A 23,058-nucleotide genomic window follows, 5' to 3' on the forward strand; every position below is an offset into this window, starting at 1 on the left:
TTCATCTACGATGCCGCATCGGGTATAGCAGCAGGTTGCTTGCCTCGCTTGTCCGCACCTTTTGCACGGCCGTTACGCAGGTGCGGCTTCAGCCAATGCCAACAACGCATGGCCAGGCCCAGGCAGATACCGTCGAGTCGCCAGCTGAAGCTGTTCAGGCGCCACTGTTCGACATGGTCGGTCATTCGCTCGTGCAATTGATGGCTGGAATTGTCCAGGCTCACCCTCGAAGCGTCCAGCCAGCGCCAGCCCTCGTCCAGGCCCCAGCGAAGCCACTCCTCGAGCAAGACCCGGCCGCTGCCCAGTTCACGGAACTCGGGCAGGAATGCCAGGTTGTAGTCGTAGAGCCGCCCATGTTCGAGCAGGCCCAGACGGTAGCTGATACATCGACCGTCCACTTCGTGCAGCACCACCCGTACCAGCCCGTGCTCAGCCATGGCGGAAAATCCCTGGTACATCCATTGTCGGCGTCGGTCTCCTGAAAAGATGCCGACGCCATCCTCGCCTTTCCAGCTGGCCTGCTCGACGCGGCTGAGGGCGTCGAGTACTTCATTGATGGTCTCTACCGTCGGGGTGACCCGCCGTTCCCGTGCGCCACAGAGTGCAAGACGTTTGCGCGCACGGCGCAGCTTGTAACGTGGCGGGCCGCTTACTTCCTGACGATCGGATTCCTGGATACGGTGCGTCGGAACCTTGCAGGACAGCTGCCGTTCGAAGTACGAGCTTGCCAAGGCCCACCGTCGCTGCCAGTCATCAGGCTCACCTGCTACCTCATTGAGCTGCAGCAGGGCATGGGGCAGCTTCTGGCGGATGGCCCGCAGGACGTGGTTGGCGAAGCTGGACGGAAGGTCGATCAGTAATGCGATGCGGTCGCTCAAGGGATAACCAAGATGCCGGACCACAGGGACGCGCAGCAGGCCGAAACGCACCTGCTGTCGAACCAGCGGCAGGCACAGGCAGAGCCGGCCATCGCGATAGCCGAGCAAGATTTGCAATTGTTGGCCTGCGTCCAGGCTGGCCTCGGCGGCCTGCTGCCAGCCCAGGTGGTTGAACGGCGTGCTGCGGCTAACCCGCAGCCGCAGGGCTTCATAGTCGGCCGCCGGAAAATGCCCATCCAGCAGCGAATCGCACCACCTCAGTTGCAAGCCCACGGTCAGGACACCGTGACCGCAGCCGAAGGGGTTGCCGGTTTGCGCAGCGGTTCGAGCCGTGATCCGGTGTAACGGGTTTCACGGAAGAACTTCCAGCGACCGAACAGACAGTGGACATGGGTAATACGGCCTTGCTCGTGGTAGTCCATGCGGATGTGCAGCTTCAGGGCGGGAATATTGCCTTCTTCGCAGACATCGACCACCTTGGTGCAGCCTTGGGCCGCCATGGCTTTCCACAAGGCCAATTGCATGTCCACGGAGAGTTCGGTACCCCAGTACCTGCGGGTCAGCTCGCCGCCAAACTCGAAGAACTCGCCGGGCTGCACCGGGAACCAGCAGCCATAGTAATGCCTGTCGTGGTAATGGCGAGTGCTGCCCCAGATGAACCCTACGGTGTCGCCTTCCTCGTCCACGCACATCAGCCCCGTGTAGGCTTCGGCAATCAGCTCGCGCATGGCTTCGATGTAGTGGCCGAAGTAGCGTGTGAACGCTTGGACGTTGTGTACGGTGATGGGCAGGACTTGCACGGGTGGGTAGGGTTTGAGGTTGTGGGGCGGTACCGGGCTGACCAGGTCCCGCTCCATCCAGAGCAGTTCGCGGTGTTGGTAGATGTAGCGCTGGTATGCACTGGCGAGGCTATTGCGTAGCCCCTTGCGCTTGATGCTGTTACGGATCTTGGTCAGCGTAGCCATGGTGTCCTCCCGACGTTGAGCGTGGTGCGTCTCATGACGCGGTCCAGGTAAGTGCGAAGAGTGTCTGACCGGGAAGCTGGAAACGGAGCTGGCCGTTTTCGCAGCTGAACGGTGCGTTGTCTTGTCGATCATGGGGCCCGAGCAACTCAAGGCGAGCCCGGGCGCAAGTTCCCAATGCAACCTCGACCTGCTGCAGCCGCTCAACCTTGTTCACCCCCAACAGGCTGCGCTGCCTGTCGTCGGCCATGGCCAGCGCATCGACCTCGAAGGCGTCATTTTCCAGGCTCAGCACGGATGCCAGCCAATGACGCTGGATGAACTGCTGGGCCAGGCCTACCGGCTTGAGTACGAATCGGTCGTTGGCTTCCATGCGCACCATGCCCTTGGGCCATTCGGTTTCGTCGGCGACGTGAAACCAGTTGAGCAGGGTCAGCAGGCCATCGGCCGACGCATTGAAGACCACGGAACTCCACCAGACAGCGGCATAGTGGGTGTCCTGCTCATAGGGGCTCAGGCTTGATCCGCTGGACAGGTTGGTCTGGTCCAGCAGCAGCGCCTTGGTTGGACGACCTCTGCTGTCCAAACCGACCAGGGCTGCGGCCTGCCGCACGCTGTCGCGATAGGTGCGGGTGGCCAGCAGGTCGCGGACCATCCATTCGTGCCAGGCAAGTGCGTCGATCGTGCTGCCTTGCTCGCGGAGCAACCGGCGCGCCCAGTCAATGCCACGCCGCGACTTGCTGTCGTGAGTGAACGGGCCACCGAGCAGTCGCGAAGACGCTGGCATGGCAATTCTCACCCCGGCCTCACGTGCGCCGGGGAACGCCCGTACCTGTTCGGCCAGGCCCTGGAACAGGTTGCGATACGTGGTGTAGTCGGGGTAGTTCAGGTTGGGCTCGTCGGCGAAGCTCAAGTAATGCAGACCTTTGCCGCCCAGCCTGGTCGTCGCGGCCAGCCAGGCATCCAGGCCCTTTTGCGTGGTCTGGTCGACGGCCAGGTCGGCGCGTCGCCCCGTAGCCGCGAGCAAAGTGATGTCCAGATTGATGGAGAAGCGCTGCTGGTAGAGCTGGCGCCAGGCATCCTCATGGGTGGGCCGCTCGGCCATGACGTCGGTCATGCTGTAGAAACCGGCTGCCTGAGGGTGCAGGGCTGCCAGGACCTGATAGCTGGAGGGCGGTGGCATGGCATAAGGGAGTGCAACGCCCAGTGCGGGCGAAGGACCGAGCTTTCGCTCGCGCACCTGCAACTTCACATGACCTTCGGCTTGCACCAGGTCGACGAGATCCTGGCTGCGTTGGGCGAACAAGTTGGCCGTGCCATCGAGCCAGAACGCCGCCTTGCCTCGACCTAGCAGGCGCAGCCGCCAGGTTTCGTCGCGATCGCTGGCCGGAAGCGGCTGGCGGTCGAACTGCCAATAGGCTGGGTGACGCTTCAGTTCGACCACCACCTTGCGCCCGTCACTGACGCGTTGGGCCTGGAGGCGGCGTATACCTGCATGGTACTTGCCTGCCAGCACGGCCTGCTCGCCGGCCTTGACTCGGAAATACAGTTCTACCCCCGGCCCGACCTCGGCGCAGAAGTGTACCTTGGCCGGCGCGAACAGAGCTCGGGTCGTTCCTTGGTGCTTGATCTGGTAGCTGCGAAAACTGTACCCGGGGATCTCGAGCCGGTAGGGGCCGTCGTCCGGTCGCAATTGCCAGGATTGGTCGCCACGCACCTGTTCGGCCGGAATCGGGCGGTCACCCCGCAGTTGTCCCCGACCGTCGATCAGGTAGATGCGTTCATTGTTGGCATCTGCTTGCCAGGCGGGTGACCAGCTCAGGCGCAGTTGGTCCTCCTGGCCGGGGATCAGGTACAGGCTGCCATCGCGGATGCCGTCCCATTTCAATTCGGTGGCCTGGGCCCATTGGCAAATCAGGAGGCAGAACACCAGCAGGCACCTCATGCCGGCCTCCGTTGCAACATCTGCAGCAGCGGGGCGATGTCGCTGGGCAGGATCACCAAGGTATGGCGCAACAAGGTGCCGCTCAGTCGGCAGTACAGCACCAGCATTGCCAGGGCGACCGCGAGGTAGGCGCAGGACGAGGCGACCGCCGCACCGACGATGCTCCAGGCCGGTATCAGAAGGACGTTGAGCGACAGGCTCAGCGCCGCGCCGGCGCCCATCATCAGTGACACCGTACCGGGGCGGTTCCGGCCCAACAGGTCCAGGCGCAGGATGCTCGCCTGGCATAGGCCCAGCAAACCCGGTAACAGGGCCAGCAGTGCAGGATAGGCCGGCAGGTAGTCATCGCCGAACAACAGGCTGATCAACCAATGCCCGCACAAGGCCATTGCCAGGCAGGCACACAGCATCACGGTTGCGGTCAGGCGTAGGGCGAGCGGTGTCAGGCGCTGCATGTCGCTGTCCTGGCGCAGCAGACGCTTCATCAACGGCGTAGTGACCGCCTCGGGAATGACCAGCAACAATTCCGCCGCTGCACTGGCCATGGCGTAGTGGCCCAGAGCGGTGCTGCCAAGGAAGGCGCCGATGAGCAGGTAGTCGGCGCGCAGGATCAGTTGCTGGAACAGCACGTCGGGGTGACTCCTGCCGCCATAGGCCAGCAGTGCCCGTTGTCCGCTCCACTCCCAGCGCAGACGCAGGCGTTGTTCGCGAGCGAGCCAGTACAGGCCCAGCAGGACGACCAGGCCAAGACCTGCCAGCCAGCTGATCAAGGCGGCTTCGAGGGCTCGGTCGTGCCACATCCAGAACAGCCCGATGAACAGCAGTAACGGAAGCAACGATTCGGCAAGGCGCAAGGCGTTGAACGCATCAACGCCGCCGCTGGCATTGTGCAAAGTGAGCAAGCCGCTCTTGAGCACGGTGACAGGCACTGCCAACAGCAACAGCCAGATCAGCAGGCCGAGCTGGAGCGTCACGTCCAGTTGCGCGCCGAACGTCCGTACCAGGAAGATGCAGGCAAGGGTCAGCAACCCAGCGAACAGACACCCGTACAGCAGCACCTGGGTAAGCAGCAGGCCCATGTCGCCGCGCTTGGCGGCCCGGTAGCCGACGGCGCTGTTGAGCCCGCCGCAGGTGGCGGCGCCGATCAGCTCGGGGAGGGCGCTGAGCAAGGCGAACAGCCCGCGCTCGCTGGGGCCCAGAATCCTGGCGAGCAGCACGTTGCGCAACAGGCGCAGCACGATCATCGCCAACTTGGTGGCCACGCTCAGCAACATCTGGCGCAGATACGGGCTTCGGGTCATGGCCTGGCTCCGCGGCTCAGTCGCCAGGCCAGCAGGGAGGGGCTGCTGGCTGTGTGATGGCTGACGCCGATGCGCGGCAGTGCAAGCGGGTCATCGTGCCTGCTGCAGATGCCGGTACGCGTACTCAACGCGAACGGATAACCCTGTGCTGCGACACGGGCACGTACCCGTTGGTCATGGTCACCATTGGGGTAGCAATACACCGGTAACGGCTCTCGGCAGCCATGAGCCAGCGCCGCGTGACTGCGCTTGAGTTCCTCCTCCAGGCGCTGGTCGTCAAGCCCCGGCAACAGTGCATGGCTTGCACCATGGGGGCCGAAGCGTACCAGGCCCGAGGCTTCCAATTCGCGGACTTGTGGCCAGTCCATTGCCTGGGGCACGGACTCCGGCGGGCAGGCATCGGTGATGTGCTGCAGGGCAGCGTGGCCAAGGTATTTGAGGCTTTCGAGATAACCGGCCAGGACCTGGCTGCGCAGGTGCTCGTGGTTGGCCACGAAATAGCCGGTAGGCACTGGATGGCCGAGCGCGTGCAATTGCCCGGCCAGGCGACGACGGGCAGATTCGCCGTGGCTGCCCCACAAGGTTTCGCCGATGCTCTCCCACCAAAAGCGCTGGCTGCTGCCGATGTAGTCGGTGGAAAGAAAGATGCTCGCCGGTACGCCATGGCGGCGCAGCAGGGGGAACGCGTTGAGCGCATTGTCGCGCCAACCGTCATCGAAGGTCAGGGCCAGCTTGGGGCGAAGGCCCGTCTCGCCCTCGCGCCTGAGCAACGCCATCAGGCTCACACACTCGAAATGCCGTTTCAGCCAGTGCAGCAGCCTGTCCAGCGCCTGCATGCCGACGCACAATTCATTGCGATGCGGTAACGCCGCGCTGGCATCGTCGGGCAACACGCGATGGAGCATCAGGATCGTACCGCTCCCGAGCAACTGGGCGCGGTGGCTCGGTGATCTGAGGTACAGCCAACCACGGGCCTGCTTGAGAGGAGTCTTGATCGACATGGGCCTGGCTCATCGGTTCTGATCGGGGTTCCATTGGGTGTAGCGTTGTCCGCGCAGGTATCGCCACAGCCCGACGGTCATGCCGGCCAAGGTGACCAGGGCGAACGCGGCCAGTCGGAATGGCCTGGGCAGGCGGCGGCGACGATCGAACAAGCCCACGACGGCAATGGCATAGCCACAGAGCTGGAGGGCGAGGGCGATTCGATAGGGCCCGGGTTCGATTGCCAGCCAGAGGTTGGCGAGCAGCAGGGGCAACAGCAAGACCGGCGCGAGCCGGCGGATCAGCTTGTGGCTGAGCAAGGCGATGGCATACAGCCCATGGCGCAACGGATTGAGCAGATCTCGCCGGGCCGCCAGGCTCAGCAGGCCACCAACCGTTACCCGCTGGCGCCTGCGGAACTGTTTGTTGGCCTCGTCCACACCCTGGTCCAGCACCACGGCTTCCGGCACGTAGACGATTCGCTTGCCTGCTGCGGGTGCGCAGGTGCTGATGAAAAAGTCGTCGTTGACCTGGGCGGGAATCGCCTGATACAGCTCCCGTCGCAGGGCGAGCAAGGCGCCGTCAGCCGAAACCATGCACCCGGTCCGGTTTTCAAGGTTGCGCACCCAGGCCTCGTAATGGCGGTACAGGCTATCGCCCACGCTCAAACCTTTGCCGGGGCGGGGAATGATCATATGGCCTGCCGTCGCACCGACGGTCGGATCGCTGAATGGGGCCAGAAGCAGGCCGAGTGTATCGTCCGCCCACTGGTTGTCTGCATCGGTGAATACCAGGATCTCGCCACGGCAGACATTCACGGCGTGGTTCAATGCCCCCGGCTTGCCCAGGCGTGGGAGGTCCAGCACACGCACGCAGGGGCCGGGTACGGCCCGGGCCAGCTCGACGGTTCGGTCCGTGGAGCCGTCGCTGGCGACCACTACCTGCAGTTCGGCTGCTGGATAGTGCTGGCGCAACACGCTGGCAAGCTTCTGCTGAATATGCCGTTGTTCGTTGTGCGCGGCGATCACCACGCTGACACGCAACGCAGGCAGAGGCGGATAGCGACGCTGTGGGAACAGCGGTGCAGCCAGGGCCAGCAGCAGTGGGTAGCCAAGCCAGGCGTAGACCGGCAAGGCCAGGCAAGACCAGAAGATGACCTCAGCCACGGGCGGGCCTCCTTGTCTGAAGGTTGAACAGACTCAGGGCCAGGGCACCTCCCGCCAGGTGCAGGCGGATCCAGTGCAGGCCCCACAATTGCAGCAACAACAGCGAGTCTCCTTGCCTGAAGCCCTGGCGCAGGCTCAGGGCCAGGGCCGGCAGTGCGCCGAGCGCCAGCAATAGCAGGGCCTGGGAGGCGTGCCCCGCTCCGAGGGCTAGCAGGCTCGATCCATCCACCACCCACAAGGCCAGCGAAGACAGCGGAAAGCGCAGCAGACGCAGGTTTGGCCCATGCTGACGCAACAATTGCAGATGGCTGCCTTGGCGCCACAATTCCTTGCGCAGCCACTCGCTCCAACTGTGTTCATAACCCCAATGCAGCACGCTCGGTTGCCTGGCCATCCGCAAGCGTGCACCTGCCTGACGCAGGCGCAGGGTGAAGTCCCTGTCTTCGCCGGTCCGCAGCTGTTCGTCGAAACCGCCGACCCGTTCGTGCCAGCTTCGCAGCATCAGCAGGTTGGGCGCCGGCAGCCAGTTTCTGTCACGCAGGTGGTCATTGGCAGGCAGGGTGCGACGTTGCCAGGCGCGGGCGTACCAGGGGGCCTTGCCTGGGGCGACGCAGCTCAGGGCCAGCACGTCGCCTTCCCCGTCGCGATACAACGTCATCAGTACCGTGAGCCAGTTTTGCGGCACTTCGATGTCGGCATCGAGAAATGCCAGCCAGTCCCCTTGGCTGGCCTGGGCCCCGCGGTTGCGCAAAGCACCGATGGTCACACCCGGAACGACCAGCACCTTGGCGCCCAGGCGTTGCGCGATAGCTGCACCACCGTCGCTGGAGCCGTTGTCCACGACGATCAACTCATGTGCCAGGCCACTGAATCGGGCTGCTCGCGCGGCGGCCTGCAGGGTCCGTTCGATGTGCCGGGCCTCGTTGAACATCGGCACGATGATGCTGACCTTGGTCATCGTTCGGCCTCCACCCAGTCTCCCTGCTCAGCCTGGCGCACCAACACGCTCGATAGACCCAGCATCATCCAAAGGAACTTGTGGCTCGGGGCACTGAGGAACATCAGGAACATCCCGATCGCCAGCATGCTCACGGTCAGGTGCGTCATCAGGTCGGCCCGGTCGAGGTTGCCCGAGCGGCGCCAGGCCGCGCGTGCCCTCCAGAGGTTGTGCAGGGCCAGCACGATCATGCCGATGAAGAGCAGGACGGCGGGTATGCCGACCTCCGTGACCAGTTCGAGATAGGTATTGTGGGCGCGTCGGTAGAGGTCGGTGGTCTTGGCTTTGACGGGAGCGAAGGCCTTGGCGAAGCCCGTACTTGCATAATGCAGCGGGAAGGTGCCAGGCCCGGTGCCGAGCAAGGGGTTCTGGCTGATCATCGTTTTGCCTACGACCAGGTAGGAGGCACGTCGGCCAAGCGATTCGTCCTGATGCGCATTGACGCCGGCCTTGAGCTGCGCCAGCGACTGGATGCGTTCGATATACCCCTTGGGCATGACCACCGCACCCAGAGGCAGGACAATGGCAAGGCCCAGCATGGCAAAGCCCAGGTGACGAGGCCGGATAGCCGACAGTCGTTCACGGTAGTTGTGCAACAGGATGGCGAGGCTGATCAACAGGACGACCAGACCGGAGCGAGACTCGGTCTTGGTCATACCAGCCAGCAGCAGCAGGCAGGCTGCGCCCCACAACAGTCTGGTCGGCAAGCGCCGCGCCTGGATCGCCAGCCACAAGGCCAGCGGGACTGCAATGCTGATCAACAGAGCGAAGGCGTTGGGGTCGAGCATGGCTGAGGCCCGTCCCTGCTCCTGGTACCGGGTAGAGAAGATCGCGAACAAACACGTGATGCAGACGCTGACCGTGATCAACCGGGCCCAGGTCGCCAGGTGAAGGTCGCGGCCCAACAGCAGCGTGATGATGAACACCACCAGCCCCACCAGCAGTTCGCGCAGGTAACCCAGCGATAGCGCCTGGTCTTCGCTGGTCCAGAGGCTGAGCAGACACAGGGCGAGGAAGGGCAGAAGCAGGCGCCAGTGGCTACTGCGCAGCCATTCCATCGGCATCCTGCGCACGGCCAGTTGCAGCCCAAGTACCAGCACCAGGCCGATACCGACCAGTTTGGCCAGCGAGACCTGGCCGTCTTTGAGCAGGCCTTCCAGAGGCACCAGCGCGGCAATGGCGAGCAGCCCCCAGGCTGGTTTGCGGTAGAGCATCAGGGCCGCCGCCAGGCCAACCACGCCAGCGGGTGCGAGATAAGGATAGGGACTGGCCAGCAAGCCCAGGCACAGCAGGGCCGTGAAGCCCACCAGCGACAAGGGGATGATCATAGGGCAACCTCCTTGATGGCACCTTGGTATACCCGATGCCAGTGTTGTGCCAGGGTGGGCAGGTGAAAACGCTCGCGCTGGACCTGTCGGGCTCGTGCTACCAGCGCCTGCGCCTGGCCGGCATCGAGCATCAAGGCTTCCAGGTGCCGGGCGATTTCACTGGCTGCCAGGGGGGTGGCCAGCAGCCCGCTGCGGCCATGTTCGATGACATCCGGAATCCCGCCCACGGCGAACGCGACCACGGGTACGCCGGCCTGCATCGCTTCGAGCAGGATCATGGGCGTGCCTTCGGTGCGGGAGCTGATCACCAGAGCGTCCAGGCGCGCCATCCAGTGGGCCATGTCGCGCTGGTAGCCGGGCAACGTGATGCGCACACCAAGGCCGGCCGCATCGATGCGTGCCTGCAGTGCCGCGCGATCTGGCCCTTCGCCCAGCAACACGGCATCGACATGGCGGTGCTGCAGGCACAGGGGCACCAGTGCCTCGAGGAACAGGTCCGGGCCTTTTTCGCCCGAGAGGCGTCCCACATAACCGACCCGCCAGCGATCGGTGGTATGCCGCGCGGGCAGGGCGCGACACTCGGGCAGCCCATTGGGAATCACATCCAGCTTGGCGTCAGGGACACCCGCCTTGCGATGGATAGAGGCGATGCTTCGGGCTACGCACACCACTCGCCTGACCGTTGGGGTACGACACAGCTGAAGGCTCAACCAGGTATAGAGGCGTTGTTTGCGGCTGCGCGGCGTGAACCCGTGTTGGGTGCATACAAGTGGCAGGCCCCACAGCAAGGCACCATACCAGCCGAAGAGCTGGCCCTTGAAATTATGGGTGTTGAGCAAGGGCCGCTCGCTGCGTTGCCTGCCCAGGTAGCGCAGCAGCGCGCCAAGCCCCCGGCACGCCAAGCACTCGATACCGGCCGCCTGGAACCGTTCGATCAGCTCGGCCGGGCCATCGAGGAACAGCACTCGATGTCGGCCGGGGGTCGCCAGACAGTGGTCCAGAAGCATGCGCTCGGCGCCGTAGAACCCTCCACTGCTGAGCAAGTGGAGGATCACGGGCGCTTGTGTAGGCATGACGGCGTTCAATTGCGCACCCAATGGACGAGCCGTGGCAGCGTCCACGTCCGGTGCGGGTTGGGCAAGGCCGGGGTCTGGTCGTTGATCACCAGCAGCACGGGCAGGTCAAGCTCATGGCCGATCTGGGCCGGGTGCTTGAACCGGTGGTCGAAGAACTCTTTGACATAGACCATGGCGATTGCCAGCAGCAGGCCGGTGAGCATACCCAGTGGAATGATCAGGCCAGGCTTGGGGAACGCAGGTGCGGAGGGTTCATAGGGCGCGCTGAGGATCCTGGCGTTGGACTGGCTGCCATCGAACAGGCCTTGGCCTCGGCTTTCCTCGTAGCGCTGGGCGTAGGTCGAAAACGCCTTGTGCAGGGCATCGATCTCGGTATCCAGCTGCCGAGTCTTGCTCTGGGTCTCCCGCAACTGGTCGATGCGTTCCTTGTATTGGGCGATGCGTTGCGTCTTCTGTTCGATGATTTGCGCGCTCACCGCCAGATCCTGGCGGCGCTCACGGATCCGGTTCTCGACGATCTTGAGGAACTGCGAGCGCAACTGCGCGATCTGCTGACGGGCCAGTTGCATCTGCTCCGCGCCTGGCTGGAACACCATGGCATCGGCGTTGTAACGGGCCAGCAGGATGGTCAGCTGTTCTCCGATCTGCTTGATCTCCCGATCCTCGAACGCGACATTGTCGACCGTGGTGGTGAAGGCGTATGGGAAGGCATAGTCGGCCATTCGCGCTTTGCCGGCCGAAGCCAGGCTCTGCTCGAGGTAGTCCAGCCATCGACGGTTCTGCAGTTGTCGGTCGCGTTGCAGGTTCAACGCTTCCTCCTCGGTGTTGATCGCGTTGAGGCGGAAGGTGATCTCTTCCTTGGGGTCGGAGGAGCCGGCGGCGGACAACAGCGCCATGCGCTGGCTTTCCAGGTCACCCAGGCGAGTCTGGTAATGCAGTTTCTTCTGCTGGTAGAAGGTTTCCGGCAGCTCGTTGGACTGCAGGTCCTGGCGGTTCTTCAGGTAGTTGTCGAGCAGTCTTGCGACGAACAAGGTGCCCAGCTTCGGGTCTTCGGCGCTGTACAGGATCGAAATGACGTTGGAGCCGGGCAGGGTTTCGACTTCCAGGTCCTTGATGGCCTGGTCGGTGAGGGTGTCGAGTTCGGTATCGCGTGGTTGCGCCTCCGGCTGGGAGAACCAGCGACGCAACGGTTCGACGAGTGCCTTGTCCAGCGGAGCGAACACAATGCGTTGCAGCAGGCCTGGCTCGGTCGCGTAATGGCCCTGCTGGCGCAGCTGGTCGATGGTTTCGCGAATCAACGCAGGCGAACGCAGGATATTGCTCTCGGTCTCCATGTCGGCCAGTGACGGCGGGATGAACTGGTCGGCCTCCTGTGCCAATGCCGAATTGGTATCGCTCTGCGACAGCTTCTTCGACTGGACGATGACTTCGGCAGTGATGTCGTAGCGCTGAGTCAGCACCAGCGGTATCAACACGGCGGCCAGAGCGAAGAGCAGGAACACCCGTTTCACCAACCGGCGGTTGGCGAAGAAGATGCGAAAGAACTCATGGATATAGTTCTCTTTCGGTTGCGTGGTCATGCTGGTGGCTCCTGTCAGTCGCTGCTTTCTTTGTTGTCGACGCGGTAGCTGAAACTGAAACCGAAGCCCTGGAACAGGACCACGTCGGCCAACTGCCGGGACAGCTCCGCGGCGCTGGCCAGGGTGGTCTTGGGCACGTAGAGCATGTCTTCCGGCTGCAGGTAGGCCAGGGCCTGGGTGCCGCCGGAAAGCGCCTTGTCCACGTCGTAGTTCACGGCATGTACGGTGTTGCCTTCGCGACGCATGATCACGACCGAGCCGAGCTTGGCCTTGAGGGTAGGGCCGCGGGCGAGGGTCAAAGCCTCCAGGACCGAGACCGGGCGGCGGATCTGGAAGGCGCCGGGTTGGCCGACTTCGCCGAGCACGTAGATTTCATTGGCGGCGGTGGACTTGAGCAGCACGTCCACCGTCATGCGTCCGGGCAGGCTGGCATAGCGCTCATTGAGATAATCGCGCAGCTGGTTGACGGTCATGCCTTGCAAAGGGATGGAGCCGATCTCCGGAAACGTCGCACGTCCGTCGTTGCCTACGGTGATCTCCCGGCTCATGCCGGTCGAAGGGTGGGCCAGTGCATTCTTGAGGTTGACTTCATCGGTCATGGGGCTGACGACCCGCACGGTGACCTGGTCGCGGTTGGGCTTGAACACCCGCTTGTCGTTGTACGCCTGACGGATCGCGCTCTCGGCCTCGGCGGTGGTCATGCCTTCGACGCGCACCGCCGAGTTGGTGCTCGGAAGCGTGATGGTGCCGTCTGGCTGCACCAACTGGTTGCCATTGAGGCCGCTGGCAGCCATGAAGGTAAGGTCCAACGTGTCGCCGGACTGGATACGGTACATACCGGACGACCGATTGCTGACGTGGAAGATGACGTCCAGCACGTCCTGTGGTCGCAATACCTGCTCGCGGCGGGCGACTTCAGTGGCCTGGCTCTCGGCGGGTGGGGCCGTCATGATCTGTACCGGCATCTCGCGGTTCTGCTGGTTGGCGCAGCCAGCCAGGGCGAGCAGGCACAAGGCTATCGATGGATATCTCATGGCATTCATCCTGTGCGGCCTCTCAGAGGTTGTCGTACAGCCACTTGGGCATGTAGTACTTGCGCTTGTTGAATACGCTGCCGATCAGGCGGCCTCCGGCCTGGGCCAGGCGTTGCGCGGCAGCCTGGGCCACTTCCCAGCGGGTTTGCTCGGCGCAGACGACCAGGATCACGCCATCGACCAATGGAGCGATCGCCAGGCTGTCGGCGTTGGCATACACCGCTTCGCCATCGATGACCACGAAGCGATAGTGAGCGCCCAGGTGGCGCAGCAGCGTGCGCAGGCTTTCGGGGTCGAAGTGCTCGCGGTCGCGCTTCCAGGTCCCGGCAGGCAGGATGTCGAACGGATGTTCGGACAGGCGCACCACGCAGTCCTGGGCCAGGGGCGGGGTCTGCTGGTCGTACAGCAGGTCGGTGTAGCCGCGCAGTTTGCCCATGCCCAATTGCTGGCTGAGGCTGTTGGCGCCTGGGCTGGCATCGATCAGCAGCACATTGCCGGTGGTCATGGCTGCCAGTTGTCCGGAAAAGGCCAAGGCACTGGTACTGGTGCCGGTACCGGCGTTGGCCGCAGTCAGCAGCAGCGTTCGCTGCTCGAGGTCCAGTACCGTGGCGGTCAGGTTGGTCTCGCTAGCAGGGGCGATACTCAGGCTTCTCGAAGTGGAACCGTCCATCTCAACTTGCTCCGTGGCCAGTGAACACTTTGAACGGTGTCTTGAAGAGGATCTTCAGATCCAGCAACAGGCTCTGTTCGTTGATGTAGCTAAGGTCCAGCTCTACGCGTTGGTCGAAATCGATGTCGCTGCGTCCCGATATCTGCCACAAGCCCGTCATGCCGGGATAAATGGACAGCCTTGCCAGATGGTTGTCCTTGTAGCGGTAGGCATTGAACGAGGTGGGGCGGGGGCCGACCAGGCGCATGTCGCCGGTGACCACATTGATGAGGTTGGGCAACTCGTCGAGGCTGCTGCGGCGCAGCCAGCGGCCGATCGGCGTGATGCGCGGGTCGTTGTCGATCTTGAAGTCGATGGAGTCGCTTCCGTGCTTGTTCAGGTGGCGTACGGAGTCCTTCAGGGCCTCGGCGTCGGCGACCATGCTGCGGAACTTGAACATGCCGAAGCCCCTTCCCCGGTATCCGGTGCGCTTTTGCACGAAAAGCACCGGGCCAGGACCCGACCGTTTCACCAGTAGGGCAAGCACCAGCAGCACAGGCGCCAGGGCGGTCAGCAGCCCGAGGGCGGCCAGGCACGAGAACACCCGATTGGTCCGCGAAAGGTTCCATGGGCGCCCACCCGCACGACCGGTGATCCAGCCTTTGCCTTGTACATGGATGGCGGTGTCGATGCGCTGGCGATGCAAGGGGTCCAGGCGTTTGTCCTGATACAGGTTGTGCAATTGCGCTTCGCTGGGTTGGCCGGTCATAACACCCTCCGCTGCTGTGGCTCTTGGTCCTGCGGATGCGGTTTTCTGGTCCATGAGGGGTAGTGCGCGCGGAACCATTCGACGAAGCGTCCGAGCCCTTCATCCAGCGAGACCTGGGGAACGAAACCTGTGAGTTGCGCCAGCGCGCTGGCGTCGGCGCTGGTGGCGAGCACATCGCCTGGCTGCAAGGGATGCAGCTCGACCACTGCCTTGCGTTGCAGATGGCGCTCGAGCAAGGCGAGGTAGTCGAGCAGCGCCACCGGCTGCTGACCGCCGATATTGAGTAGCCTCCAGGGCGCTGAGCTGGTGCCAGGGTCGGGTGCATCGGCCCGCCAGTCGGCGTTTGCCGTCGGCGCCCGCGGGATCAGCCTCACCAGGCCTTCGATGATGTCGTCGATATAGGTAAAGTCGCGTCGATGCTGGCCATGGTTGAACAACTGGACTGGCTTGCCCTCGGTGATCGACTGGGCGAACTGCATCGGCGACATGTCCGGTCGCCCCCACGGCCCATAGACGGTAAAGAAACGCAAGCCACTGCTAGGAATGCCGAACAGGTGGCTGTAGCAATGAGCCATGGCCTCGTTGGCTTTCTTGGTTGCCGCATAGAGCGACAGCGGGTGGTCCACCGAATCCTCGACCCGATACGGTAGGCGCAGGCTTGCGCCATATACCGAGCTGGACGAGGCATAGAGCAGATGGTGTACCGGATGATGCCGACAGCCCTCGAGCACGTTGAGAAAACCGTTCAGGTTGCTGTCGATATAGGCCTGGGGGTTGCGCAGCGAGTAGCGCACACCTGCCTGAGCCGCCAAGTGCACGACGACCTGCGGACGCTCCTGGGCAAACAGGCCGGCCATGCCCTCCCGGTCGCACAGGTCCATGCAGCGCAGGTCGAATTCGCCTGCCTGGTCGCGGACCCATTGCACACGCGCATGCTTGAGCGCCGGGTCGTAATAACTGTTGAAGTTGTCCAGCCCCAGCACCTGATGGCCATCGCGCAGCAGGCGCAGGCACGTATGCGCGCCGATGAACCCGGCGGCGCCGGTCACCAGGACTTTCATGGTCGTCCTTCCTGGGCCGGGACGGTGCGCAGGCCGATGCCGCTGTAGTGCAGGCCATGGGCCGCGACCTGCTCGGGGTTGTACAGGTTACGGCCATCGATGATCACCCGGGTGCGCAACTTGGTGGCCAGCAGGGCGAAGTCCACCACGCGGAAGTTCTTCCACTCGGTGCAGATCACCAGGGCATCGGTGTCCTGCAGCGTGTCGTCGCGTGTGGCGCACAGGTGCAGGTCGTCCCGGTAGCCGTAGAGCCGTCGGCATTCGTCCATGGCTTCCGGATCATAGGCACGCACCTTGGCCCCCTCGGCCCAGAGGGACTCCATCAGGTAGCGGCTGGGTGCCTCGCGCATGTCATCGGTGTTCGGCTTGAAGGCCAGGCCCCAGAGAGCGATGGACTTGCCTGCAAGGTCACCACCCAGGTGCTGCTTGAGCTTGGCGAACAGGATCCGCCGCTGCCGGTCATTGACCTCGTTGACGCTCTGCAGCAGGCGCAGAGGCATACCGCTGTGCTCGGCCGTATGAAGCAGTGCCTTGATGTCCTTGGGGAAACACGATCCCCCAAAGCCACAGCCTGGGTAGATGAAGTGGTAGCCGATGCGCGGGTCGGAGCCGATACCCTTGCGCACCGCTTCGATATCCGCGCCAAGCTGCTCGCTGAGGTTGGCCAGTTCATTCATGAAGCTGATACGTGTGGCCAGCATGGCATTGGCGGCATACTTGGTCAGTTCGGCACTGCGGTTGTCCATGAACATGAGTTTTTCGTGGTTGCGGCAGAAGGGGGCATAGAGCTCCGTGAGCTGCGCGCTCGCCACCTCGTCATGGGTGCCGACGATGATGCGATCCGGGCGCATGCAGTCGGCCAAGGCGCTGCCTTCCTTGAGGAACTCGGGGTTCGAGACGACCCGTACCTGCAGTTGGCCTTTGCCCAGGCGCTGCAATTCTTCCCGGGCCACGAGCAAGACCTGGTCGGCGGTCCCCACGGGAACCGTCGACTTGACGATCAGGGTGCGGTCGTTGGTCATCAGCATGGCGATCTGCCGGGTAACATCGAGTACATGGGTCAGGTCGGCAGAGCCGTCCTCGTCGGGCGGCGTGCCGACGGCGATGAAGATCAGCTCTGCATGGACAACCGCATCGCTGGCCTGGGTGCTGAACAACAGCCGCCCTTGCTCGATATTGTCTTCAAGCAATGCCGAGAGGCCGGGCTCGCTGATCGGGGGCACCCCTTGGCGGAGCTGTTCGATCTTGTGCGCGTCGATATCGACGCACAGCACCCGATGACCGACATCCGCCAGGGCCGCGGCCTGTACCAGCCCGACGTAGCCAATGCCAAATACACTCACGTCCATGCCTGGCGCCTCGTGTGATCAGTAAGGAAGATGAAACAGGTGTGAAAGGGTATAGCGCAGCTGTCCGGCTTTGCGTCAAACAGATGGCACTGGTGCTTCAACTTAGTCCATGTAATTGCGCGGCTAATTGCCATCAAGTCGTTTTCGATCCGAGAGTTAGCGCGCAAAGCTAGTGGTTTTTCGTTGCTGGAAGAATCCGATAAACGGCTGAATGTGGCGAAATACGTAGCCTCCAGCTAATAGATTCGTTTATGAAGACGCCTGCGGAGTGCCAAATTCAAGAGGGTGTCCATGCGTCATTATGTTGACGATTCGGACTTGTGAAATGCAGTTCAACTGCTACGGTTTGAGAAACACACAAGGGCGAGGCATGTGATGCGCGGGTGGATGAAGGCAGGCTTGCTGATCGCCTATCTGGCAAGCTTTCATGAAAGCTATCGCGAACGCATCGAGGCATTGGGCCCGGGCCTGACCCTGGGCCTGTACCTGGGGCTATGGGTGGCGCTGGTCGCGGCCTTGCTGGCGTGCGCTTGGGTCCGCTCGGACAGGTTGCGCAGGACATGGGCGGTGGCCTTTGCGGCCAGTGCCGCATTCTTCGACGCCTATGCCGGCATCACCCATGCCTACCTGACCTACAGTGCCTTCGTCTCGCTGATCTATTCAGGCGGGTTCGTCCAGGAAGCCTTCGTCCAGTTTCATCAGGTGATCCTGGCTGCCGTGGGTCGTTCGCTGTTGGTACTGGTCGGTATCGGCCTGCGTCCGGGGCCGTGGCCACGCGTGCCGCGGCTGTTGCCGGCGATCGCGCCGGTGCTGGGGCTGTGTGTGCTGACGGGCATTTTGTTCATGCGTGCCGGCGAAGGCGCTCGCGGCCTGCCGGTGATGTATACGCCACTGGCCTACCTGGGGCTGTTCGGCTATGAGTCGTTGGTCGATGGCGTCGGCCCTCGCCAACCCGTCCGCCTTGGCCGGTCCGGGCCGCCAATGGCCAGGAAGGTGGTACTGATCGTCGATGAAAGCGTCGCGGGCAATTACCTGGATGTGAACACGCCGGCCGGGATCACCAGCCATCTGGCCCAACCGCAACCCGGTGTCGATATTCACGACTTCGGGTATGCCGCATCCATCGCCAACTGCAGTGCCGAGACCAACGTGACGTTACGCTACGGTGGCACCCGAGCGGACTACCTGAGGATCAACTCGACGCAACCCTCGATCTGGCAGTACGCCAAGGCAGCTGGAATGGGCACGGTCTACATTGATGCCCAACGTACGGGTGGTTATTTGCAGAACCTGATGACTGCAAAGGAAAAACAGGATATCGACCGGTTCATCCAGTTCGATGATACCGCCGTGCTACAGCGGGACATGGCTGCGCTGCAAGCCCTGATGACCCAGCTCGCGGAGCCGACGCCACAGTTCATCATGATCAACAAGGTTGGCGCGCACTTTCCGGTCAATGACAAGTACCCGGACGCATACATGAAATACCGGCCTGTCCTGCCGCGTGGGCGTTTCACCGAGGTGGCCGACACCGGCGAGCGTGAAGGTTTCGACGGACGCCCCCAGGCCTGGGTGCTCTACCGAAACAGCTATCGGAACACGCTGTCCTGGAACGTGGGTGAATTCTTCCGGCGCATGTTCGCGTCCGCAGACTTGTTGGGCCAGGCCGTGGTGATCTATACCTCCGATCACGGTCAGGACCTGCATGAGCGCGGTAATCCGGGCCTGAATACCCATTGCGGCAGCGATCCGGTCGCCGAGGAAGGGCTGGTTCCACTGGTGCTTATCCAAGGCCGGCAGGTCGAATCACTCGATTGGCAAGCCCATATGGCGCAAAACCATGACGCTTCCAGCCACTACAACATTTTTCCGACATTGCTGCGCCTGATGGGCTATGACGCAGACGCGGTGACGTCGGTTTACGGTCGATCATTGGACATGCCGACCGATGATCCCTTCACCTTCAATGCCCGTTTCAACGCGCGGCTGGGGGCCAGGCCGGATTTCCGGCACATCGACCTGGGGCAGGTCATGACACCTGACAAGGCGGTCGACATGGCCAGTACAACGACGCCCTGATGCCTATCGTGCCTTGGGCCCGCCTACACAGGGGGCAGGGGCGTATGCAACGCCCGGAACGCCTGCGCTTCTTCCACCAGCCAATCATGCACCGCGCGGGCCCCCGGCTGGCTCAGGCCTCCGGGCGGGTAATGCAACATGTAGCGCTTGTGGTTGGCGATCGGCACGCCGAAAGGCACGATCAGCGTGCCACGCTCCAGCTCGTCGTTGAGCAGGGTACGCCGGGCGATGGCCACGCCCACGCCGGCGATGGCCGCCTCGATGGTCAGGTGGTTGCGGTTGAAGGTGTGGCCGCGACGCACGTCCAGGCTGCCGGCACCGATGCCTTCGAGGTAGAACTCCCATTCGGCGTATTCCGAACTGCCACGCCAGGCGGTGATGTCGTGCAACAGCGGGTAGTGCACCAGGTCGGCCGGGCCGTGCAGGGGCGGGCGACCACGCAGCAAGGCCGGCGAGCACACCGGAAACACCTGCTCGTCCAGCAGCGGCGTGGAGAGCATGCCGGGGTAGCTGCCGTCATTGAGGTCGATGGCCAGGTCGAAGTCGTCCGGGTGCAGGGCCTGGTTGCTGTCCTCGGCCACCAGGCGTAGCTCGATGTCCGGATAGCGTTGTTGAAAGCGTGGCAGGCGCGGCGTCAGCCATTTGGCCAGGAACGAGGGGATCGAACGCAGGCGTAGGGTGCCACGGATCTCGCCTGCATCCAGGCGCAGCAGTTCGGCCTCGATGCTGCCATAGGCCTCGGCCACGGTCTGCGCCAGGCGCTGGCCCTCGGCGCTCAGCTCTACCCCGCGGGCCCGGCGCAGGAACAGGCGATAGCCCAGGCGCTCTTCGAGTTGGCGCATCTGCTGGCTGACCGCGCCCGGGGTGATGTGCAGCTCCTCGGCGCAGCGGGTGAACGATAGGTGCCGCGCCGCACAGGAAAACACGTTCAGCCAGACGAACATCTGGCCATTGAGTTGACGCCTCATGGTTTAGTACCGCTAAAGCCTTGCTTAGGAATTTTCGTTGGTCATTGCCAATGATGCGCGGCAGTATCGCGCAACTTCGCAACAGCGTTCAATTTTTCCGGAGGAGCGGGCAGCAGCCAGACAAGCTGTCAAGCTCAGGCATTAGCATGGCTATCAGTGTTTTCGATCTCTTCAAAATCGGCATCGGCCCGTCCAGTTCCCACACCGTAGGCCCGATGCGCGCTGCGGCAACCTTCGCCCAGGCGCTGCGCGAGCGTGGCCTGTTGGCGCGGGTAGCCCGCGTCCAGGTGCGCCTGTATGGCTCGCTGTCGGCCACCGGCGTTGGCCACGCCACTGACCGCGCGTGCCTGCTGGGCCTGATGGGCCAGTGGCCGGACCGCATCGACCCGCACAGCATCGAGCCGCGTATCGCCCAGCTGATGCAGGAGCGTTGCCTGCTGCTCGATGGCAGCCACCCGCTGGCCTTCGAGTATGCCCGTGACATGCTGCTGCTTGACGAGAGCCTGCCGTATCACCCCAATGCCATGACCCTGGAAGCGATGGACGGGCAAGGCAGCCTGTTCAGCCAGACCTACTACTCCATCGGCGGCGGTTTCATCGTCGAACAGGGCGATATCGATGCGCCGAAGGACGATGCCGCCCAGGTCAGCCTGCCCTACGAGTTCGGCAGCGGCGCCGAGCTGCTGGCCCTGTGCAAGGCCCACCGGCTGAGCGTCAGCCAACTGATGATGGCCAACGAATGCGCCTGGCGGCCCGAGGCCGAGGTGCGCGCGGGGTTGCTGAAGATCTGGGGGGCCATGAAGGACTGCGTCGACAACGGCCTGCGCAACGAGGGCATCCTGCCGGGTGGGCTGCAGGTCAAGCGCCGCGCGGCCAAGCTGCACCGCAGCCTGCAGGAGCTGGGCAAGCCGAACGTGATCGGTTCGACCTTGAGCGCCATGGAGTGGGTCAACTTGTTCGCCCTGGCGGTCAACGAAGAGAACGCCGCCGGTGGGCGCATGGTCACCGCGCCCACCAATGGCGCGGCGGGGATCATCCCGGCGGTGCTGCACTACTACATGAAGTTCAACCCCAGCGCCTGCGACGACGATGTGGTCGCCTTCCTGCTGGCCGCTGCAGCGGTGGGCATCCTGTGCAAGAAGAACGCTTCCATTTCCGGCGCCGAGGTCGGCTGCCAGGGCGAGGTCGGCTCGGCCTGCTCGATGGCGGCGGCCGGCCTTGCCGAAGTACTCGGCGCCACGCCGCCGCAATTGGAGAATGCCGCCGAAATCGCCCTGGAGCACAACCTGGGCCTGACCTGCGACCCGGTCGGTGGCCTGGTTCAGGTGCCCTGCATCGAGCGCAACGCCATTGCCGCGGTCAAGGCGATCAATGCCGTGCAGATGGCCTTGCGCGGCGACGGTGAACATTTCATCTCCCTGGACCGGGTGATCCGCACCATGCGCGACACCGGCGCCGACATGCACGCGAACTACAAGGAGACCTCCCGCGGCGGCCTGGCCGTGGCCTTCGTGGAGTGCTGAGTCATCGAAACAATGCAACACCCGCTGTACCGAGCAACAAAAACAACTACAAGGCGATACCCATGACTGATGTACAAAACACCACGAGCATTCGTGCGGATTCGGCCGCCCCGGCTTCGACCGAGGGCACGACCCACTGGAACCGGCACGACACCACCTGGGCCCTGGGGCTGTATGGCACGGCGATCGGGGCGGGGACCTTGTTCCTGCCGATCAATGCCGGCGTGGGAGGCTTCTGGCCCTTGCTGATCCTGGCCGTGCTGGCCTTCCCCATGACCTTCTACGCGCACCGGGCGTTGACCCGCTTCGTGCTGTCCGGCCGCAAAGGCGGCAGCGAGGACATCACCGAAGTGGTGGAAGAGCATTTCGGCACCGGTGCCGGCAAGCTCATCACGTTGCTGTACTTCTTCGCCATTTTCCCCATCCTGCTGGTCTACAGCGTGGCCCTGACCAATACCCTCACCAGCTTCCTGGAGCACCAGCTGCAGATGACCGCTCCGCCGCGGGCGCTGTTGTCGCTGTTGCTGATCCTGGGCTTGATGGTCGTGGTGCGCTGCGGCCAGCAGATCATCGTCAAGGCCATGAGCGTACTGGTCTATCCCTTCGTCGCCTCCTTGCTGCTGCTCGCCCTGAGCCTGATTCCCAACTGGAACGGCGCTTTCTTCGCCCAGGCCAATGAAGGGCTGGACGCATCGAAGCTGCTGCTGACCCTGTGGTTGGCGATACCGGTGATGGTGTTCTCGTTCAACCACTCGCCGATCATCTCGGCCTTCGCCGTGGACCAGAAGCACCGCTACGGCGCCGACGCCGACCGCAAGAGCGGCCGTACCCTGGCCACCGCCCACTTGATGATGGTGGTGACGGTGATGTTCTTCTGCTTCAGCTGCGTGCTGGCCTTGAGCCCGGGTGACTTGGCGGCGGCCAAGGCGCAGAACATCTCGATCCTGTCGTACCTGGCCAACCACTTCCAGACCCCGGTGATCGCCTTCGTCGCCCCGCTGATCGCCCTGGTGGCTATCACCAAGTCGTTCCTGGGCCATTACATCGGTGCCAGCGAAGGCTTCCAGGGCATGATCATCAAGAGCCTGCGCGGGCGCGGCAAGGCCTGGCCGGCCAAGCGCCTGGAGCGGGTGACGGCGTTGTTCATGGTGCTGGCCTGCTGGTTGGTCGCGACGCTCAACCCGAGCATCCTCGGCCTGATCGAGAGCCTGGGCGGGCCGGTGATCGCCTGCCTGCTGTTCCTGATGCCGATGTATGCCGTGCGCAAGGTGCCAAGCCTGCGCCAGTACTCGGGCAGGCTGTCGAACCTGTTCGTGGTGTTGGTAGGGCTGATCACCTTGTCGGCGATCGTCTATACCTTCGTGGCTTGAGTAGGCGGGGCAGGGCTGCTTCGCAGCCCTGTCGCCCCAGGT

Annotated in this window: 19 protein-coding genes; 3 read left to right on the forward strand and 16 right to left on the reverse strand. The window is 63.4% G+C overall.

Going from position 1 to position 23,058, the window contains the following annotated elements; translation table 11 throughout:
• Positions 1–5: 5 nt before the first annotated feature.
• From ACXHGZ_RS09760 to ACXHGZ_RS09830, 15 genes are read right to left on the reverse strand one after another with little or no spacing between them, the layout of a single operon-like run.
• Positions 6–1,151 (reverse strand): GNAT family N-acetyltransferase, encoded by a 1,146-nt coding sequence (locus ACXHGZ_RS09760; RefSeq protein ID WP_480463598.1) that lies wholly within the window; start codon positions 1,149–1,151, stop codon positions 6–8.
• Between the two features lie 2 nt (positions 1,152–1,153).
• The gene (locus tag ACXHGZ_RS09765; RefSeq protein ID WP_480463600.1) at positions 1,154–1,843 is read right to left on the reverse strand and encodes a GNAT family N-acetyltransferase; all 690 of its coding nucleotides are present in this window, start codon (positions 1,841–1,843) and stop codon (positions 1,154–1,156) included.
• Between the two features lie 31 nt (positions 1,844–1,874).
• Positions 1,875–3,785, reverse strand: coding sequence for a hypothetical protein (locus ACXHGZ_RS09770; protein WP_480463602.1), 1,911 nt, complete (start codon positions 3,783–3,785; stop codon positions 1,875–1,877).
• Positions 3,782–5,086 (reverse strand): oligosaccharide flippase family protein, encoded by a 1,305-nt coding sequence (locus tag ACXHGZ_RS09775; RefSeq protein WP_480463604.1) that lies wholly within the window; start codon positions 5,084–5,086, stop codon positions 3,782–3,784. The genes ACXHGZ_RS09770 and ACXHGZ_RS09775 overlap by 4 nt, the downstream gene beginning before the upstream one ends.
• A complete protein-coding gene (locus tag ACXHGZ_RS09780) occupies positions 5,083–6,087 on the reverse strand; it encodes a polysaccharide deacetylase family protein (RefSeq protein WP_480463606.1) in 1,005 nt (334 codons plus the stop codon). Before ACXHGZ_RS09780 ends, ACXHGZ_RS09775 begins: the two co-directional genes overlap by 4 nt.
• 9 nt (positions 6,088–6,096) lie before the next feature.
• Entirely contained in the window at positions 6,097–7,233 is a 1,137-nt protein-coding gene (locus tag ACXHGZ_RS09785; RefSeq protein ID WP_480463607.1) for a glycosyltransferase, read from the reverse strand.
• The gene (locus ACXHGZ_RS09790; protein ID WP_480463609.1) at positions 7,226–8,191 is read right to left on the reverse strand and encodes a glycosyltransferase family 2 protein; all 966 of its coding nucleotides are present in this window, start codon (positions 8,189–8,191) and stop codon (positions 7,226–7,228) included. The genes ACXHGZ_RS09785 and ACXHGZ_RS09790 overlap by 8 nt, the downstream gene beginning before the upstream one ends.
• Positions 8,188–9,558: an O-antigen ligase family protein gene (locus ACXHGZ_RS09795; RefSeq protein ID WP_480463611.1), complete on the reverse strand. Its 1,371-nt coding sequence runs from the start codon at positions 9,556–9,558 to the stop codon at positions 8,188–8,190. The genes ACXHGZ_RS09790 and ACXHGZ_RS09795 overlap by 4 nt, the downstream gene beginning before the upstream one ends.
• Entirely contained in the window at positions 9,555–10,643 is a 1,089-nt protein-coding gene (locus ACXHGZ_RS09800) for a glycosyltransferase family 4 protein (RefSeq protein ID WP_480463612.1), read from the reverse strand. The genes ACXHGZ_RS09795 and ACXHGZ_RS09800 overlap by 4 nt, the downstream gene beginning before the upstream one ends.
• Complete coding sequence (locus ACXHGZ_RS09805; RefSeq protein WP_480463613.1) at positions 10,640–12,214, reverse strand: GumC family protein; 1,575 nt, start codon at positions 12,212–12,214, stop codon at positions 10,640–10,642. Before ACXHGZ_RS09805 ends, ACXHGZ_RS09800 begins: the two co-directional genes overlap by 4 nt.
• Positions 12,215–12,228: 14 nt before the next feature.
• Entirely contained in the window at positions 12,229–13,248 is a 1,020-nt protein-coding gene (locus ACXHGZ_RS09810) for a polysaccharide biosynthesis/export family protein (protein ID WP_480463614.1), read from the reverse strand.
• A 22-nt stretch (positions 13,249–13,270) separates the two neighbouring features.
• A complete protein-coding gene (locus tag ACXHGZ_RS09815) occupies positions 13,271–13,918 on the reverse strand; it encodes a CpsD/CapB family tyrosine-protein kinase (RefSeq protein WP_480463616.1) in 648 nt (215 codons plus the stop codon).
• 1 nt (position 13,919) lies between these two features.
• On the reverse strand, positions 13,920–14,666 hold the full coding sequence (locus ACXHGZ_RS09820; protein ID WP_480463617.1) for a sugar transferase: 747 nt from the start codon (positions 14,664–14,666) through the stop codon (positions 13,920–13,922).
• Positions 14,663–15,727, reverse strand: coding sequence for an NAD-dependent epimerase/dehydratase family protein (locus tag ACXHGZ_RS09825; RefSeq protein WP_480463618.1), 1,065 nt, complete (start codon positions 15,725–15,727; stop codon positions 14,663–14,665). The genes ACXHGZ_RS09820 and ACXHGZ_RS09825 overlap by 4 nt, the downstream gene beginning before the upstream one ends.
• Entirely contained in the window at positions 15,724–17,076 is a 1,353-nt protein-coding gene (locus ACXHGZ_RS09830; RefSeq protein ID WP_480463620.1) for a UDP-glucose dehydrogenase family protein, read from the reverse strand. The genes ACXHGZ_RS09825 and ACXHGZ_RS09830 overlap by 4 nt, the downstream gene beginning before the upstream one ends.
• Positions 17,077–17,451: 375 nt before the next feature.
• Here ACXHGZ_RS09830 and ACXHGZ_RS09835 point away from each other — a divergent pair, with 375 nt between their 5' ends.
• Complete coding sequence (locus ACXHGZ_RS09835; RefSeq protein ID WP_480463621.1) at positions 17,452–19,155, forward strand: sulfatase-like hydrolase/transferase; 1,704 nt, start codon at positions 17,452–17,454, stop codon at positions 19,153–19,155.
• Between the two features lie 23 nt (positions 19,156–19,178).
• On the opposite strand, the gene ACXHGZ_RS09840 is transcribed toward ACXHGZ_RS09835, so the two are convergent.
• A complete protein-coding gene (locus ACXHGZ_RS09840) occupies positions 19,179–20,123 on the reverse strand; it encodes a LysR substrate-binding domain-containing protein (protein ID WP_480463623.1) in 945 nt (314 codons plus the stop codon).
• 146 nt (positions 20,124–20,269) lie between these two features.
• Between ACXHGZ_RS09840 and ACXHGZ_RS09845 the strand changes: the two genes are divergently transcribed.
• Positions 20,270–21,646, forward strand: a complete 1,377-nt coding sequence (locus ACXHGZ_RS09845; protein WP_480463625.1) for an L-serine ammonia-lyase — start codon at positions 20,270–20,272, stop codon at positions 21,644–21,646.
• 62 nt (positions 21,647–21,708) lie between these two features.
• Positions 21,709–23,016, forward strand: coding sequence for a serine/threonine transporter (locus ACXHGZ_RS09850; protein ID WP_480463626.1), 1,308 nt, complete (start codon positions 21,709–21,711; stop codon positions 23,014–23,016).
• Positions 23,017–23,058: the final 42 nt, after the last annotated feature.

This window comes from Pseudomonas shiyinii (assembly GCF_056725765.1).

What these genes read in the sequence shown, in the direction of transcription:
- ACXHGZ_RS09765 (WP_480463600.1), bottom strand. Translation starts at nt 1,843, where the DNA reads ATGGCTACGCTGACCAAGATCCGTAACAGCATCAAGCGCAAGGGGCTA.
- ACXHGZ_RS09770 (WP_480463602.1), bottom strand. Translation starts at nt 3,785, where the DNA reads ATGAGGTGCCTGCTGGTGTTCTGCCTCCTGATTTGCCAATGGGCCCAG.
- ACXHGZ_RS09775 (WP_480463604.1), bottom strand. Translation starts at nt 5,086, where the DNA reads ATGACCCGAAGCCCGTATCTGCGCCAGATGTTGCTGAGCGTGGCCACC.
- ACXHGZ_RS09780 (WP_480463606.1), bottom strand. Translation starts at nt 6,087, where the DNA reads ATGTCGATCAAGACTCCTCTCAAGCAGGCCCGTGGTTGGCTGTACCTC.
- ACXHGZ_RS09790 (WP_480463609.1), bottom strand. Translation starts at nt 8,191, where the DNA reads ATGACCAAGGTCAGCATCATCGTGCCGATGTTCAACGAGGCCCGGCAC.
- ACXHGZ_RS09795 (WP_480463611.1), bottom strand. Translation starts at nt 9,558, where the DNA reads ATGATCATCCCCTTGTCGCTGGTGGGCTTCACGGCCCTGCTGTGCCTG.
- ACXHGZ_RS09805 (WP_480463613.1), bottom strand. Translation starts at nt 12,214, where the DNA reads ATGACCACGCAACCGAAAGAGAACTATATCCATGAGTTCTTTCGCATC.
- ACXHGZ_RS09810 (WP_480463614.1), bottom strand. Translation starts at nt 13,248, where the DNA reads ATGAGATATCCATCGATAGCCTTGTGCCTGCTCGCCCTGGCTGGCTGC.
- ACXHGZ_RS09815 (WP_480463616.1), bottom strand. Translation starts at nt 13,918, where the DNA reads ATGGACGGTTCCACTTCGAGAAGCCTGAGTATCGCCCCTGCTAGCGAG.
- ACXHGZ_RS09820 (WP_480463617.1), bottom strand. Translation starts at nt 14,666, where the DNA reads ATGACCGGCCAACCCAGCGAAGCGCAATTGCACAACCTGTATCAGGAC.
- ACXHGZ_RS09825 (WP_480463618.1), bottom strand. Translation starts at nt 15,727, where the DNA reads ATGAAAGTCCTGGTGACCGGCGCCGCCGGGTTCATCGGCGCGCATACG.
- ACXHGZ_RS09830 (WP_480463620.1), bottom strand. Translation starts at nt 17,076, where the DNA reads ATGGACGTGAGTGTATTTGGCATTGGCTACGTCGGGCTGGTACAGGCC.
- ACXHGZ_RS09835 (WP_480463621.1), top strand. Translation starts at nt 17,452, where the DNA reads ATGCGCGGGTGGATGAAGGCAGGCTTGCTGATCGCCTATCTGGCAAGC.
- ACXHGZ_RS09840 (WP_480463623.1), bottom strand. Translation starts at nt 20,123, where the DNA reads ATGAGGCGTCAACTCAATGGCCAGATGTTCGTCTGGCTGAACGTGTTT.
- ACXHGZ_RS09845 (WP_480463625.1), top strand. Translation starts at nt 20,270, where the DNA reads ATGGCTATCAGTGTTTTCGATCTCTTCAAAATCGGCATCGGCCCGTCC.
- ACXHGZ_RS09850 (WP_480463626.1), top strand. Translation starts at nt 21,709, where the DNA reads ATGACTGATGTACAAAACACCACGAGCATTCGTGCGGATTCGGCCGCC.